Source organism: Joostella atrarenae (assembly GCF_021764745.1).
GTDB lineage: Bacteria > Bacteroidota > Bacteroidia > Flavobacteriales > Flavobacteriaceae > Galbibacter > Galbibacter atrarenae.
The window spans coordinates 79,800-96,313 of sequence record NZ_JAETXX010000008.1; the positions used below are offsets into that span (position 1 = coordinate 79,800).

The window sequence follows — 16,514 nt, forward strand, 5'->3', positions numbered from 1 at the left end:
ATTATTTTTTATTCAAATATTCATTATTACTCTACAGTGATGGTTATCGCATCTTTAACGACTTCATAATAATCACCTGTATTATGAATTCCTACACTTACAATATAATTTCCGGGAGCAGTATCTGTACTTAAAGGATATACTATCTGTCCTAATCCTTGTACAGAAACTTGTTCTGAGAAATATTCTACCGCTGCTTCATCTAATTCTTCTGATCTAACTTCTGCTATAGAAAATGATAATGGTTCTGTTCCTAGAACTCCACTTATTTTTTGAGAAACCCACGGGGATTCATTCTCAATCCTTAAGGCATCTAATCTTGGATCTAGCTCTAAGCGAATTGTCATTGTGTTCGGCAAGTATTCTGCATTCTCAACATCTAAAAACCCAACTTCTTTATCGCAACCTACATTTATAAGCCCTATAAAGACTATCAGTATATATATAATTGATTTTTTCATCGAAATTGTAATTTTAAAGTTTATCAATAATGTAATCGTAATGCATAGAATGTACTACCCCATTTGATGGATGAATATCTGCTGAAGCTATTTGAGCATCTCGAACTGTATTTCCATCCGCAGAATTAAATTTTACAAATACAGGACCAACCCCATATACTGGATCTATCTCTTCTTCTGTAAAAAGTTGAATCTCTGCATTTCCAATAGAAGTAATAAACACCCCTCCATCTTGCCTTGCCGGAATATCATCTCGCATATAAACATCTGTGAATACATGGTTTAATAATATTTCTTTACAGACTTCAGGATCTGTTTCTGCAATCGTCTCTAAATTCTGATTGTACAGCCATCTTCTAATAGAATGAGATGTTAATCCCATAAACATAATTTCATCATAATCAGGATCTTCACCGCTAAATAAATTAGTTAAACCAGCATGATCTATCATCTCTACTGTTAAATCCCAGTTATAATCATCTGTAAGTAGATATTCATAAATGGTTTTATCCTCTAAGTCTCCGTTTGCAACTCCACTATCAATAAGGTTATTTTTTGTACAACTTAAGCACATAGTGAATACAAGGAAATAAACTGCTATCTTTTTCATCTGTATAATTTTCATTTTAATCTACTCGGTTCCAATAAATATTCTGTTTCAAAAGTGTATTGTTAGTAAAGGCGTCACTACCAATAAATAAATACAAAGCACCATCTTGAATATCTTGATCACTTAGCTCTGCAAATGCTGGAGGAAGCTCTGTATCTATATAATTATTTCTCAATACATCATAAAATCTTCCATCTTCCATTAATAATTCTTTCTCTCTTTCCTTGAAAATTGCATATTGTAAATTTATATCTTCCGCTGTTGGATATAAATCAGCATTTGCTCTAGACCTAATAGTGTTTAAGTCTTGAATTGCAGCAGCATCATTACCTAGTTTAGCATAACATTCTGCTCTTAATAAATATATTCCGGCCAATCTTATGTAGATATTATTACAGTTTAACCCTGTCATACTTACCCTACCTGTAGTCTGACTAGTAACACGATAAACACCTTCTGTTACTTTGTACGGATATGAAAACTCATGTCCAGCAGTTTGCATAGAATCTACTTTATAGAAGTAGGTGTCTTTACGGGCATCTTCGCCCTTGTACATATTCTGAATAGTATTCGCTTCAAATTTAAATGCCACTCTCCCAGTTTCTATATAGGAAGTCGCATCATTAATATCTACTGGCCAGGTTACATATTTTTCAATAATAGGAGCTATGTAACCACCAGAATTATCTGAAAGATAAAAACGTTGAATTTCAAGTATACTTTCTCGCGCTGCAACTCTAGTAGATGGATCCCAACCATTAAAATTTAAATCCAGCATAGTTTCTATATCTGGAGCAAGGTCATATTCTGCAGCTTCATCTCCAGAAATCAACTTTGTAGACCAATCAATAGAAGCAGTATAGGCATCGGATGCTGAAACTCCATCCCAACCATAAAGTTCTACCATGCTCCCTTGCCAAGCATATATATTTGCTAGTAAGGCAGCTGCAGCTCCTTTATTTCCGTATTGCTTAGACTGTAAAGGAGTTCCAACATCATCATATAATTCTCCATAACGACCTAATTTAGTATACGCTAATTCTACATTTTTAATAGCTTCTGCAATAACCTCTTGGTCTGTGCTATTTTCATAGGCTTCAAAATTATTGGTACCAGTAGTTATAATAGCATTCCCCCAAATACGACCTAATTCATAATACATCCACCCTTTGAAGAAGTGAGCTTGACCTATATAAAAATCCATTCGATCTTGTGAAATATTACCCTCCGCTTGATCTATATTTTCAATTATCAAATTACATAGATATATTACATCATAATACTCTTTCCAATTGCTATAGAAAGAGCTTTTAACAGTAGCTGGCACTAAATTCCTAAGATTTAAATAACCAGTGTTATCGCATCTATCTGCCGCAGCCCCCATTTGCTGATGAGAATCGTTTCCCATAAGGCGTTGTACTTCACCTTGAATAGTGATTACAAAGCCCATCAACTCACTATCATCATCAAATGCATTGGTAATCGATTGCCTATCTTCTGGTTTAATATCAAGTGCATCAGCACAAGAATTTAGCATTAGTGCTATAAATATTATAGGGATTAAAAATCTTCTCATTTTTTTATTCGTTTTTAATGAATTGTAAAGAAATCTTCACATTATCTATATTGCTTTGGTACTCGTTAGAGCACCTTAGACCTCCATATTACTTTTCATTTTTATTATAGATTAATTGTAAATCCTAAGGTGTAAATCCTTGGTAACGGATAATTATCTAAGGTGTCTACTCCTGAATAAGGAACTGCTTCTGGATCTAAACCTGAATAGTTGGTTAATAAGAATAAATTTTCAGCAGTAAAAAACACTCTTGCCGATTCCATTCCTATCTTTTTCATCCAATTCTCATTGAAATTATAAGAGAGATTCAACCTTTTTAATCTAACATAATTTACAGTCTCGATATTAGTATCAACCATCGGGTCTGACTGTGGACCATATCCTAAGTTTGCTGTTGGAAAAAATGGATCATAAGATTCTCCTGCTTCTGCATAACCAGCCTCAGACCAAAAATCTACATCATCAACATCAAAAAACAATCTACTTAAACCTGGACTTCTACTATTAGTGTAAGCAGTATAGGGCACTGCATTAATTATAGATTTTGATAAAGTGTACGTAAATAAGAAATTAAGATTGAAATTTCTCCAAGTGATGTCGTTATTAAAACCTCCTGTAGCCTTAGGTAACGGACTTCCTTTAAAAACTTTATCTAAATCATTAATTCTTCCATCTCCATTTAAATCAGCAATTTTTTTCATTCCCACTTGCGTAGGATATGTATTACCAGCTTGATTTTGGCTAACTACAGATCCATCTACATTATAATAATCTGGAATTTCATCTTCGCTGTTTATGTATCCATCCTGTACATAAACATTAAACCCAAATAAAGGATTTCCTAATACAAAGTTATCCACATCTTTATCATTAAAACTCTCTTCAAACCTATTATAGTTTCTTGCAATATTGAAACTAGATCTCCACTTAACCTCTGTATCTCTTAGTAAATCTAACTGTAATGAAAGCTCTACCCCTTGATTAGATGTAGAAAAAGTATTTCTCCAAGTAGATGTTTCATAATAAACATTTCCAGGAAGTGCAGCATTATAAATCTGATCTTTATTGAATTTATAGTAATAATCTGCTACTAATTTGACTCTATATTCAAAAAAGTTTAGGTCCAATCCTATATCAAATTGCTGCGACTCCTCCCATCCTAAATTATTATAAGAAACCTGATCTGGTGCTAAACCTGGTACTCCTAAGAAATATGGTGAGTTTGCATCTGATACTGTACCATGAGCTAAGTATGGATCTTTAAATTGTATCCCTGTTACCCCCCAAGATGTTCTTAGTTTACCAGAACTAAGCCACCAAAAATCTTGCATAAATTCTTCACTTGAAAAATTCCATCCTGCAGCAACAGAAGGGAAAGTTCCCCATCTATTATCTTCTCCAAAAGTACTAGAACCATCCGCTCTAAGTGTGGCCTCTATTAAATACTTTTGTTTATAATTATATGCTGCTCTTCCAAAGTAACTAAGCAATGTAGATTGATTAAAACTAGAAGAATAGTTTCTAGTAATTATAGATACTCCATTCTGATCTATAACTGCAGCAGATTCTGGTATTTCTGGTACATAATGAATATCATCACTTGCCATTCCTAATCCTAGTCCCCAATTCACTTTATTTATTCTACTAGTATATCCTTGACCCGCCAATAATTCAAGATTGTGAACTTCATTAAGTGTTTTGGTATAATTTAGAGTATTCTCCCAACTCATAACTATCCCCATAGTATTCGTCCCTTCTGAACGTGACAAGCCATATTGATCATTTAAATAAGATGGCACAAATAAATTATTGGTTACTAAAGAAAAATCTATAGAAGGAGTGGATGTAAAGTTAAAGCCACTACCAATATCCCAACTTACTCTCAAGCCTGATCTTAACCTATATGTATTATTTTTCTGCTCTGTATCTGCAATACTATTTGCTTGCTGAATAGCAATAGGATTGTCTATACCATACAACGAAGAAGAGGACACTGGAGACCCTACCATATTAGCAGAACCATTATTACTATTAGACCCTAAACCTCGGTTGGTATATGCCATATAATTTGTAGAAGTAATCTTTAAGTTTTTTCTTGGTCTGATATCCATATTCGCCGTTAGATTATAACGATTAAATGCAGTACCTACCATTATTCCTTCTTCGTTATAATGACCAAGAGCTATATTATATTTAAATAATTCTGAACCCCCGTTTACGTTTAAATTTACATTTAGGGTTTTTCCTGTTTGGAAAAAATAATCCCACCAATTTGAACTATTGTTATAATAATTATTCAAACTATCTTGTAATTCTGGTGTAAATGCTCCTCCAGTTCTTCCATTACCCCAAAACCAATCTAAAACTCCAGATGTTCCCCAAGACTCTTTATAAGATTCAGGTATAATGTAAGTCCTTGTGGCAAAGTCATAGTAAGCAGCTGTAGCCCCTTCTGCAAACTTCAAAGCAAACTGACGCTCTGCATTCCCTATAGTTTGTACAGGAGTTTTAGGTAATACACTATACCCTGTAGATACACTTGCACTAATCTGTGCTTTTCCTGTTTTACCCTTCTTAGTTGTGATAAGAACCACACCATTACTTGCTCTAGACCCATATAAAGCAGCCGCAGAAGCATCTTTTAGGACCTCCATGGATTCTATTGTTGCAGGATCTATATCAGCTAAACCACTAACTCCTAAACTAGAGTTCGTTTCCGAAATAATTGGAATCCCATCGACTACGTATAAAGGAGATCCATCATTGATTAAACTTCCATCAGGCCCAGCAACCATTAATGAATTCTGACCTCTAATATTAACAATTGTACCTGTTCCTCCAGGAGAACCAGAACGATTTGTAACTGCAACTCCAGCCATCTGCCCCTGCATAAGATTTTCCAGATTTGAAGAAGGCATATCTTTAATTGCGTCTGCTTTTACTGAAGAAACCGAATTGATTAGTTCTTTTTCGGTTCTCTCCCCATAAGCTACAACAGTTACCTCTTCTAAAGAGTTTACATCCTCTTCAAGTGTAACTACAAGATTCGTATTTTCACCGATAACTATCTCTTTACTCTTATAACCTAGAAAAGTAACCTTAATAGAAGGTGTTACTCCTGGTTTAACAGGAATATCTATAACAAATTTACCTTCTAAATTTGCAGAAACACCAATCATAGTTCCTGTAACCATAATTGTTGCTCCAGGTAATGTCTCTCCATTAGTACCTTGAACAACTCCCGAAACATTTAAATATTCTTGAAGATTTCTTTTGGCTGGAATAATAAGATATAATTCATCTCCTTGAGGTTCTACAATATAATCTCTTCCTACCAATCTTGAAACTGCATCTATAAGCTCTACATTTTCAAAATTTGCTTCTACAATTCTATCTAAATCTAAGGTTTTACTACTATAGAAGAATTCTACATTTGATTGTTCTCTAATTTCTTTTAATGCTTCATGAAGTGTTACTTCTCCCATATTCATGGTAACTTTTTGGGCAAAAGCAAAAACTGATACATGCATAAAAACCATAAAAATAAAGAGTGTTCGCTTCATTATTTTCACAATTTCACATTCATACCGCCTCAGGAAGCAAGTAGCTCCCTTCGATAGATTTTTTTTCATACATTTATATGATTTTTGTTGTTAATTGATTAGTTAACAGCATCCAAAAACCGGATAGAACGACCAAATACTATCCGGTTTTTAACTGTTTTTATTTTAATATTTTTATTTCATATTCATCATTATTTTTATTCACCTGATACTTTACTTCTGATGTTTTAGCAATCATATCCAATACTTTTTTTATCGGAGTATCTTTCTTAGCTACACCAGTAAAAGGAATACTTTTAAGCTCCTCTTGCTGAAAACTTACTTTAAAACCATACCATCTTCCTATTTTGGTTAGTATGGCTTCTAGATTTTCATTATCAAAAAAGAAAACACCATCCTTCCATGCACTAAAATTTCGCACATCAACATCACTTAAAAATACTTTTGGATCATTATCAAATTTTAAATACCCTCTTTTACCTGGAGTTAAAACAACTTCTCCAGTTTGCTCCGAAGACAATCTTACTTTACCCTCTACGAGTGTTGAAGAAAAGAAATTATCACTTTTATATGCACTCACATTAAAAGAAGTACCCAAAACAGTTACATCCTGATTCTTGGTATGTACAATAAACTGACCTTTATTTTTTACTACTTCAAAATAAGCCTCCCCTTCTAAAACTACTTCTCTGGTATCTCCTGTAAAAGCTTCTGGGAATTTTAGAGTTGAATTAGAATTTAACCATACTTTAGAGCCATCGGGAAGAATAACATTATAAATACCACCTATTGGAATATATAAAGTGTTATATCCAACCTCTGCGAGATCATCATTGTTATCTTCAATTTTATACTCTAATGTTTTATTAGTATTATTAATCTGAGTATGTCCAGAGGAAAAAATAGTTTCATTTTGATGAGCCCCTAAGTCTACCTCCTTTCCATTAGATAAAACAAGTGTAGCCTTAGGATGACCTGCATTGATTTCTACCAAATTTTCTTCAGTAATTTGATCACTTGTTTTAAAGTTTTTGAAGATATACACACTGACTAATAACGCTATTATTAAAATTGCAGCATATTTATACATCCCTGCAATATACTTTTTACGTTTTTGCGTCTTATTACTAGCAATAATAGACGTTACTCTTTTATAAGCAGCATCTTTATCTATTGAGTTATAAAAATTTTGCTTAGCATTTATCCTTTCAGGACTAACAATACTATCATATAACTTTCTATTGTCCTCTTTCTCTAGCCACTCATCTAGCAACGCTCTCTCCTTAGAGTCGATGTCTTCTATAATTGATTTTAAAATCAACTTTTCGATAGCGTGTTTTGAATGCTGATTCATGCCCATTTTGTTACTTATATATTGAATACTAATAATTATTCAATGGTTCTCAGTATGAAGAGCACAAATAAGAGGAAATGGGTGGAAAAAACTTTAAAAAAATAATCTTTTTAACAAAAACAATATGTAAATGACAAGAAATGAATAATTATTCAAACGACTCTTAAGCAACTCTAAAGCTCTCGCTCTCTGAGATTTAACAGTATTCACAGATATATTTAAATCTTCAGCAATATCTTTATATTTTAAACCTTCTATACAAGATAATTTAAATACAATTTTACATTTTTCAGGTAATGTCTCTAAAGCATTTAGTAATACAGAATGTACATCCTCTTCTAAAGAGAATTCTTCAGACTCACTCAATTGGTCATACTTTTGCGCATCTAAAGAAACCACTTTATCCCTTTGCTTTATAGAGCGCAACGCCATGTTTTTAACCATTGTATAGAGATAAGCTTTTAAGTCTCTAACTTCCTCTAGGTCTTTTCTTCTTTCCCACAGGTAAACCATACACTCCTCTACAATCTCCTCCGACATACTTTCATCTTTTGTATACTTCATACAAAACGATAGCAAGCGTGGATAAAAATCATAAAAAAGCTCTTTATAAGATTCAGATGTGATTTTAGAATTTGCGATAATATTTAATTATTATATGTCCTTTTAATTACTATTTCTTAATGAAGGCGCTCAATATAATTCAATTTTATTATATAAACACATCACTATATTACATTCTCCTATAGCCAATAAAACTAAAACCGCGGAAAATTTTAAGGCAGCAAGAGCAATTGTAAGAATTTTCAACAAAACGTCTGTCGCTTCTTTTCAAACTCAAAGAAGATTAAATCATATTTACTATGAATCTAAGTCTAAAGACTATGCGTAAAAACAGAGTTCAGTGGTGATATTTTTTTTATATTTTTTCTCCCACCCCATTATATATTTCTTACGAGAATAGAATTAACACCTTATCCTTGTAACAAAATGCACGATTATGTACATAAAAAAGCTACCAATATCGGCAGCCTTTCTCTATTTGATGTAATATGTTTCATTTTACTGGAGTCCCCGTTGGAGAACTTCTTTAATACCTTCAAGGTTTTCAGAAAACTGCATCATTTGCGCTAGCACTTGTGCCATTTCATTTTTATCGCCAAAGCCTTTTAGCTTATTATTTTTCTGAAAAGTTTCCTTTATTTGTTCCCAGCGATCAAATTCAGTAGCACTCATCTGACCTACCAATTCTTTATATTTTAAGAGGTTTGCCTCAGCTGATGATGTTAATGTTTGAGATTCACTTTCATAATGCGATAATAATAATGTTTGCAATTCATCATCATTCATTACAGGCACTACTTTAGCCACTAATTTATTCATATCTCTATAAGAACCTTGAAGCTTAAATGATGGCTCTACGCGATATTCATCTTCCATAGCTGCACTCTTTATATACATTGTATTAACCTTTAAAATCGAGTTTCTAATTTTAACGATTTTCTCTAATACAGAAACGTATTCGTCAACCTCTTGCTTTGTATAATTACCTTCAAGATCAACCTCTTTGTTATTGTTCTCAATTCTATCTAATAGTCTATAAACATCAGCAAAATTCTTACTGCTTAGCTGATGTAAAACTGGATTGGAAGTAAGCGAATTCTCAATTAAACTTAACCTAAATAAATGAGCCGTATCTCCAATAATATCTCCTAAATTATAAATATCTGCCCTATTTGAAAGCATATCAGGAATTCTAAACTTTTCACCGCTCTCAGTATAAGGATTTCCAGCCATTATAACACAAAATTTCTTCCCACGAAGATCATAAGTTTTCGACTTTCCATTAAAAACACCTTCAACTTTTCGAGTACCATCGGAAAGGGATATAAACTTTTGCAAAAATTCTGGATTACAATGCTGAATATCATCTAAATATAGCATCACATTGTTACCCATTTCAAAAGCGAGGTTCAACTTCTTAAGCTCTTCTCTTGCTGCAGAATTATTTGCAGAAGCAGGGTCTACAGAGGTTATTTCGTGACCAATAGCAGGTCCATTAATCTTCATAAAAATAAGACCCAATCTATTCGCTATATACTCCATCAACGTAGTTTTACCGTATCCAGGAGGCGAAATTAAAAGCAACATTCCCATTCTATCTGTTCGCTTTTGGTCTCCAACCGTTCCCAATTGTTTGGCTAAATTATCTCCGAATAAGGGCAAATAAACTTGATCTATAAGCTTATTTCTAACAAAAGAACTCAATATTCTTGGCTTAAATTCTTCTAGCCTAAGCATTTCCTTAAGCGAAACTGTAACTTCATGTTTTGCTCGTTTATAGGCATTATATGCTGGTACTTTTTCAGAAAAATAATTAGTTAAATGAGAAACAAAATCATGGTAATTAAAATTATAAACACCGTTACGGATAGATAAATGTTCTCCTCGTAGACCTACTATTTCTTCTGATGGAGAAACGAATTTAGTATTTAATGCAGACTCATCTCCAAAAAGAATTAAACACACAACCTCATCAACATAGTTTAATTTAAAAGTTAGATTATCCTCTCCTAGACTATGCAAATAAGCTCCAACCCATTGTTGCACTAATGCTATCTTTGATTCATAAGAACCAAGGTTTTCAAGGCTGTTTTTAAACCTTAAATCACCTTTCTCTTCTTTTAGTTTATTTAGAAAGCCTTCTTTTATCTGAATTGCTACGCCACTCCTTTTAAAATCATTATCATTCTGAAGTTCTTCAAAAAGATAGTTACTAATATCAGTTGCTAGACTCGAATTAAAAATGCCTGTATTTTTTGAAAACTCGATAATCGACAATTGAAGCTTTTCTATGATAAAATTGTATTCCTTTGTGTTTGGAAAAAACTGAATTACATCTCCAGAGGCTTTTATGGTTTGGTTTAAGTGTTTTTTTTGTTCCTCTCCTATAAAGTTCCAAAAATATTGAGCATAAGCTCTTATTCTTGGAGGATAAGATAACAGCTCCAAAGCTTTGTGTTTCGCTATAAATACTGATAAAATAGCTGTTGCATCTAAATCGTGTACTCCTTTAACATAACCCTCAGAATAATCTTTACTACTTTCTTCTTGAACCAACTTTAATAATGCTTCTTCAGAAAGCTCCAAAACATCTTTAGGGAATTTTTTAAAAATCTTAAAAGCTAAATAAGCACTTCGATACACAACATCGTTTTCCGAAATATAATCTTGGTTCCAAAATTCTTGAGATTCTAATAGCGTTTCATTTTCTATCTTCTGATAAAAATCTGTTCCAGTAAGATGGTATTGCAAACTTCCATCAACATATAAAATTGTAAGATCTAAGGATTGATTATTAACACCAAACTTATGCTTTCCTAAACGAATTATATTATTGCCATCTTCATATAATTCTTTTTTATCTTTAAGCTTACGCAGCGAATCTTCTTGAGCTGATTTTAATAAAGATTCTATCTCTTCAGCTTTCCCGCTATCTCCCATTTCTTGGAGCTGCTTAGCAATATCCCGCGACTTACTAACTAGCATGTCTGAAGCGAAATATGCATTTATATCTTTAGCTTCAGAAAAAGATTCTGCCTTTTTTCTTACCCCATTTAAAATCCTTTCTGCAGAATTTTGAAGAGCAATCGCCCTTTTATTTCTCTTTTCTACTAATTGATTTTTTCTAGCCTCAAAAGCATTATAGATCTCCTCTCTTTTTTCAATGATAAGACTGATAAACTCTTCAAAATCTGCAAATTTACCTTCTAACTCTTCTAATTGAATGGATATTCTTGTTTGGAAATCTTCACACTTCTCTGGTGTATCAGAAATATCCAAGTAGTTAATTATACTCTGATCGATCAATTTAAGCTGTGCAGCAAAATCTGCCTGAGCTTCTTTGCTTCCTAAAGATTTTTGCTTCTTTTTAATCCTCGCTTTTAATTGATTAATCGTAGAAAAAATTAAAGAAATATTATTAATTATTTCTATAGAATGAGAGGTGTCTTCTATTTTTAAATTAGAAACTACATCTATAAGAAGTTCTAAATCTTTAGATATTTGATTTACCTCTTCCTCTAAATTTTTAGCGTCAATAACTTTTGCGATAGCATCTAGCGATTTCTCTTTTTCTTTCACCTTATTTTCATAAGGCATTAAAGCTTTATCATCTAGCAAAAATTGCACACAACGTTCAGAAATCTTTTCAGATTGCTCTGCGATTCTATTTTCAAGTTCGTCAATAAATTTTTTATCTAAATAACGAACCTCCTTTAAACTAATAGCTTCTCCTCGTAAAGCACGTAACTGAGTGAGAAAATCTACAAAATCATTAATACTTTTAAAACTCGTGCTCTTAATTTTATTAAAAAGATGCGTAGCCGTTTTATCTATTTCCTGTGTTTTCTTTTGCGCATTCTTTTTTAACTGAAGTACTTTTTGAAATTCATCTATTGCAGCATTTGCTGCCTTATTAATTTCTTGTAACGGTTCATTTAAAAGTTTAGTTTCTTCTTCATTCAACCAATAATATGAATCTAAAATGTTTTTAGATTGCTTTGCCAAATCAGAATACAAACCATCATAATTATCTTCTTTATTCAGTAAATTAACCAAACCATTTACTTCAGCCATCGCCTTCACAATGTCCTTATTTCCTATTTTATAAAGTAAAGAGTCTTGATGTTCCGACGGAATAATATCTCCTTTGAGATAAGGAGTTTGCCATATCTGAATTACATGATGTTTGCTTTGCTCATCTTCATTTTTGAAATAACATAACTCACCATTATCTAATATTGTAAATCCGTTGCATATTATTGGAGTTTGTATTTTCTGAAGAATTACATTATAGCTCATTAAATTATACAAACCGCTTTCAGGAGCATAAAAAACATATAAATAATCCTCACCATTGGGAGAACTAATTCTCTCTTGAAACTTTACATTGGGAATACTATTATCAAAAATATTATACTCCCCAGTTTGCAAATAATAACCTGTTGGAAAAATCACTCCATGATCATCTGGAAGTAAAATACAACTGTTCTTGATACTCTCAATTTTCTGTACTTCCTTCAGCTTATGATTATAAATAAAATACCGAGCTTCCTCTTGGAAAGGCTTAATTTCGATAACAATTAAGTTTCCTAAGTTGGCAAATTTATATTGACCGTCATCTAGAGTTTGATCTCTATGAGTAACCTCTTCAGCATAAATACCTTTACCATTCTCTGTATTATCCTCCACTTTTATGGTAAGATCTCCGCCTATAGTTTCAACGAAAACCTTATCCAAAATAGAAACATGAGCATGGAGACCTTGCCGATGCATATCTCTAGTTACCTCCTGCCAATTAAACTCATGTTGAGAAGGTAGCTTATATTCATGCTCACTACGATTATCTATATACTTTAACTGACCATCTTTTATTAACCACTTAAACGTTTTTATATCGGTCACACTATCACTAAGCTGAAAAACCATATACAAATAGTTTCCCACGATAGCGAACTTAGAAAAAATAGTATTTCTATAATATTTATATAGGTTTTGAAAGTCAGAATAAAAAACATCATCATTTAAAACATCTAAAGAAATAGGATCAAAGTTGTTATTATTGAATTTATAAATACTAATAACATCACTAAGCTTTATATCTGTTCTTAATCCAAAATGAACATTGTATCCAAACAAGCAAGTATCCGATAACGACAATATATCTCTAGCGATGCAATTGTTTTCTGTATTTATTCGATTGGTGGCGATAAGTTTTGTTTCCAAAGATCCAAAAACCTCTTTTCTACCTTCATTAAGGTTTTTTAGACGCTCTTGTAATTCAGTCTTCTGCTTCTGTAATCGATTCTGAATTACCTCATAGGTTCCAGCATCGAGTTTTTGCACGTTGTCTTCCTTTGTAGATTCCTTTGCCATTCTATATTACACTGAATTTGTTCCCCTCAACAGAATAATTGAGCGGTTATTATTTTTTTAAAGTTGATTGTATTTGACGAAAATTACCTAAAGAAAACAGAGGTTTTTTAAAATATAATGAAAGCAGTATTATTAGTAACTCCAATAAGAACTCAATTCAAAAAACCTCTGTTATATATAGCTATTAATCTTTAGCTAGCGTCTTTATTTATCTATTCAACTTCGATATCGTACTATCTGAAATCCCTAAACCTTTCGCTAAGTTTAATAAATTTCCAAGCATCGTTTTATCTTCAGCACTATCAGATTTCATCTTAAGATCTGCAATCAAGCTAGCTATTGTTATATTCTTAATATCTTCCGTAGAAACACCATATTTAATCGCAAAGTTTCTTACTTTTTCTAGTAAGTTGCCCTTAACATCGTCGCTTCCTAAAATAGCATCCTTAACTTCTTGAACATTGGTACTACTTTGTACCATTCTATCAAAACCTTTACCTCTTGTTATCTGACCTATAATCTGATCAAAGAACATCGTTTCTCCACCAACAATATCAATCTTAGCCGCTTTAAGAGCATCTCCTATAACTTGCGCTTGAGCATCTGCTATTTCTTTCTGAATATTGATATTAGCTAGATCTATTTGTAAGTCTTTGTTTAATCGTAATTTAAACTCTTCGTGTTCTTTACCTACACCATCTAGCTTCTTCATTGCAGCTGCTTTCTCCTCAATTCCTGAAGCATCAGCAAATGCTTTTTCTTTAATAACATCTGCTTCCGCAAGACCATCTTTACGTTTAGCTTCCGCTTTAGCTTCAATTCCGAGAGCTTCTGCTTTTGCTTTTTTCTCAATAATATTAGCTTCCACTAACCCTTGACGCTCGTTTGCATCTGCTTTTGCATGCATTACTTGTGCCTCAGACATACCAACAGTAGCCTCTTCTTTAGCTTGCGCCTCTGCCAATATTTTTCTTGCTTCTGCTTGTTTAGCACTAGCTTCTTTATGAGCTAAAGCTTCAATATTTATCTCTTCAGCTTTTTGCTTAGCTGCTTCTTTTTGTGCTTCGGCAGCTTTTATTGTTTTAATAAGGCTTTCTTCTGCTAGCGCTTCAGCAGTAGTAATCTTAACTTGTTTATCTCTATCTGCAGTTTTAAACGCTTGAATATCTTTCATGTTTTCCTGTTCTTCTACTACACCCTTCTCAAGCATAACACGATCACGAATAACATCTTGTATATTCTTTTTCTCTACCTCTACTACTTTCTCTTTTTCAATTTGCGCTAACGTAACAACTCTTTCTCTTTCTGTAGCCTCTAGCAATCTATCTTTTTCAACTCTTTCTGTCTCCACAGCATCTGTACGCTCCTTATTTTTAAGAGCTACAATAATTTGACGCTGCATATTCTCTTCAGCTACTTTTACTTTTTCTTCAGTAGAAATCCTTGCGCTTTCAGATTTTAAACGCTCTTCTTCATTAACCTTTAATGTTTCTGCTTCTTCTCTTGCTTTGATATTGGCAATTTCACGTTTTTGCTGCTCTTCTTTTTCTGCTAATTGTTTATTAAGCTCAAGAATAGTCTCACGAGCTTCTACATCCTGCTTACGAATAGTTTTCTCTTCATCTCTTTTGATAAGATTCGCTTTCATATTTTGAACAGCAGTAAGCTCTGTAATTTTCTTAATACCCTCAGCATCCAAAATATTATCTGGTTTCAACTCTTTTACAGAAGTCTGCTCTAAAAAGTCAATCGCACAATCTTCTAAAGTGTAACCATTAAGGTCTGTTCCGATAATATTAACTATTTCATCTCTAAACTCTCTTCGCGCTTCATATAGCTCAATAAAATCAAACTTTTTACCCACTGTTTTTAAAGCTTCAGAAAACTTAGCTTCAAAAAGGTCTTCGAGAGTAGCAATTTTTGATGCTCGATCTACACCAATAGTTTGCGCTACTTTTTTAATATATTCAATATCATTATTTACTCGAACAAAAAAAGCAACCTTAATATCGGCTCTCATATTGTCTTTACATATAAGTCCCTCATGAGCCAGTCTTTCAATCTGAATTTTCTTTACAGAGATATCCATTATCTCAGTTTTATGAAATACTGGTACTGTATAAAGCCCTCTATCTGTAGCTACTTTAGTCCCTCCAAATCCGGTTCTAATTAGCGCCTGACCCTGAGGTACTTTTTTATAAAACATCGCAATTATTGCGAAATAAACAATTATTAAAAATAGAAGTATTCCTATTCCAATGCCAACAAGTGGTAAAATTGATTCCATAGTATTAATATTAATTAGTCATTATAAGATTGTACAAAATAAAAGTTGCGATCGGCAGATCTTTTAATTATTAAAATACTGGTTCCATAATTTAATGGGTCTCCAGTTAGAGATTTCACGTAAATTGATAATGTATCTCCATTAACTTTAACTTCAGCATTCCCCATTTTATCTTCTGATATAGAAGAAAGCAATGTTGCTTTTCTCCCTAAATAATCAATAGGGGCATCTCCATCTTTATTTAAATTCTTAAAAAAGGCTTTAAAAGGAGTTGTTATTATTTTTGTCAATATCAGCGATGGAAGTAATGCCAAAAGCATTATTACAAAACCAATGGTATTATCGTAGGTGCCGGTAATTGAAGTTATCATAGCAGTACAAAACCACCAGATAAATATCCAAAATGTAAAAGTGAACATAAACGGAAGTCCTACAAAATTAAAATAGATAAGTAGAATTTGCCACCATTTTAATGGCTTCCTCCTTTTCCCTACCACATCTTCTTGATTGATCTCTGTATTGGAAATATCTTCAAAGTCCATATTCCCTCCTTCAATACCAGTATCTACATCCATATCAACATCTACATCGATGTCAAAGTCAGGCTCAAAATCCAATCCCCCAATCATGGTTGCAATCCAATATAGAATTAGAATTATAAGTAGTATTGATAAGATTATATTTACTTCAGAAAAAAGTATATTGGTTAATTCTGTCAATTTCAGT

9 protein-coding genes are annotated in these 16,514 nt (G+C 32.7%); all 9 read right to left on the reverse strand.

From position 1 onward, the window contains the following. Nucleotides 1-26: 26 nt before the first annotated feature. The 9 genes from JM658_RS12210 to JM658_RS12250 all read right to left on the reverse strand — a co-directional run bounded on the left by JM658_RS12210 (nt 27) and on the right by JM658_RS12250 (nt 16,507). Nucleotides 27-461: a hypothetical protein gene (locus JM658_RS12210; RefSeq protein WP_236959552.1), complete on the reverse strand. Its 435-nt coding sequence runs from the start codon at nt 459-461 to the stop codon at nt 27-29. A 13-nt stretch (nt 462-474) separates the two neighbouring features. Continuing rightward, nucleotides 475-1,071 (reverse strand): fasciclin domain-containing protein, encoded by a 597-nt coding sequence (locus JM658_RS12215; RefSeq protein ID WP_236959553.1) that lies wholly within the window; start codon nt 1,069-1,071, stop codon nt 475-477. Nucleotides 1,072-1,087: 16 nt separating this feature from the next. Then, complete coding sequence (locus tag JM658_RS12220; RefSeq protein WP_236959554.1) at nt 1,088-2,647, reverse strand: RagB/SusD family nutrient uptake outer membrane protein; 1,560 nt, start codon at nt 2,645-2,647, stop codon at nt 1,088-1,090. Between the two features lie 104 nt (nt 2,648-2,751). Next, entirely contained in the window at nt 2,752-6,210 is a 3,459-nt protein-coding gene (locus tag JM658_RS12225; RefSeq protein ID WP_236959555.1) for a SusC/RagA family TonB-linked outer membrane protein, read from the reverse strand. A 160-nt stretch (nt 6,211-6,370) separates the two neighbouring features. Then, on the reverse strand, nt 6,371-7,564 hold the full coding sequence (locus JM658_RS12230) for a FecR family protein (RefSeq protein ID WP_236959556.1): 1,194 nt from the start codon (nt 7,562-7,564) through the stop codon (nt 6,371-6,373). Nucleotides 7,565-7,657: 93 nt separating this feature from the next. Further along, nucleotides 7,658-8,209 carry an RNA polymerase sigma-70 factor gene (locus tag JM658_RS12235; RefSeq protein WP_317207876.1) on the reverse strand — a complete coding sequence of 184 codons (552 nt, stop codon included), beginning with the start codon at nt 8,207-8,209 and terminating at the stop codon, nt 7,658-7,660. Nucleotides 8,210-8,626: 417 nt separating this feature from the next. Then, nucleotides 8,627-13,501 (reverse strand): DNA repair ATPase, encoded by a 4,875-nt coding sequence (locus JM658_RS12240; RefSeq protein ID WP_236959558.1) that lies wholly within the window; start codon nt 13,499-13,501, stop codon nt 8,627-8,629. A gap of 208 nt (nt 13,502-13,709) precedes the next feature. Further along, complete coding sequence (locus tag JM658_RS12245) at nt 13,710-15,788, reverse strand: SPFH domain-containing protein (RefSeq protein ID WP_236959559.1); 2,079 nt, start codon at nt 15,786-15,788, stop codon at nt 13,710-13,712. A gap of 14 nt (nt 15,789-15,802) precedes the next feature. Then, nucleotides 15,803-16,507, reverse strand: a complete 705-nt coding sequence (locus JM658_RS12250) for a hypothetical protein (protein ID WP_236959560.1) — start codon at nt 16,505-16,507, stop codon at nt 15,803-15,805. Nucleotides 16,508-16,514 lie beyond the last annotated feature (7 nt).

Excerpts from the sequence above, each read along its gene's own strand:
- JM658_RS12225 (WP_236959555.1), bottom strand. The coding sequence starts at position 6,210 with ATGAAGCGAACACTCTTTATTTTTATGGTTTTTATGCATGTATCAGTT.
- JM658_RS12240 (WP_236959558.1), bottom strand. The coding sequence starts at position 13,501 with ATGGCAAAGGAATCTACAAAGGAAGACAACGTGCAAAAACTCGATGCT.
- JM658_RS12230 (WP_236959556.1), bottom strand. The coding sequence starts at position 7,564 with ATGAATCAGCATTCAAAACACGCTATCGAAAAGTTGATTTTAAAATCA.
- JM658_RS12210 (WP_236959552.1), bottom strand. The coding sequence starts at position 461 with ATGAAAAAATCAATTATATATATACTGATAGTCTTTATAGGGCTTATA.
- JM658_RS12245 (WP_236959559.1), bottom strand. The coding sequence starts at position 15,788 with ATGGAATCAATTTTACCACTTGTTGGCATTGGAATAGGAATACTTCTA.
- JM658_RS12220 (WP_236959554.1), bottom strand. The coding sequence starts at position 2,647 with ATGAGAAGATTTTTAATCCCTATAATATTTATAGCACTAATGCTAAAT.
- JM658_RS12215 (WP_236959553.1), bottom strand. The coding sequence starts at position 1,071 with ATGAAAAAGATAGCAGTTTATTTCCTTGTATTCACTATGTGCTTAAGT.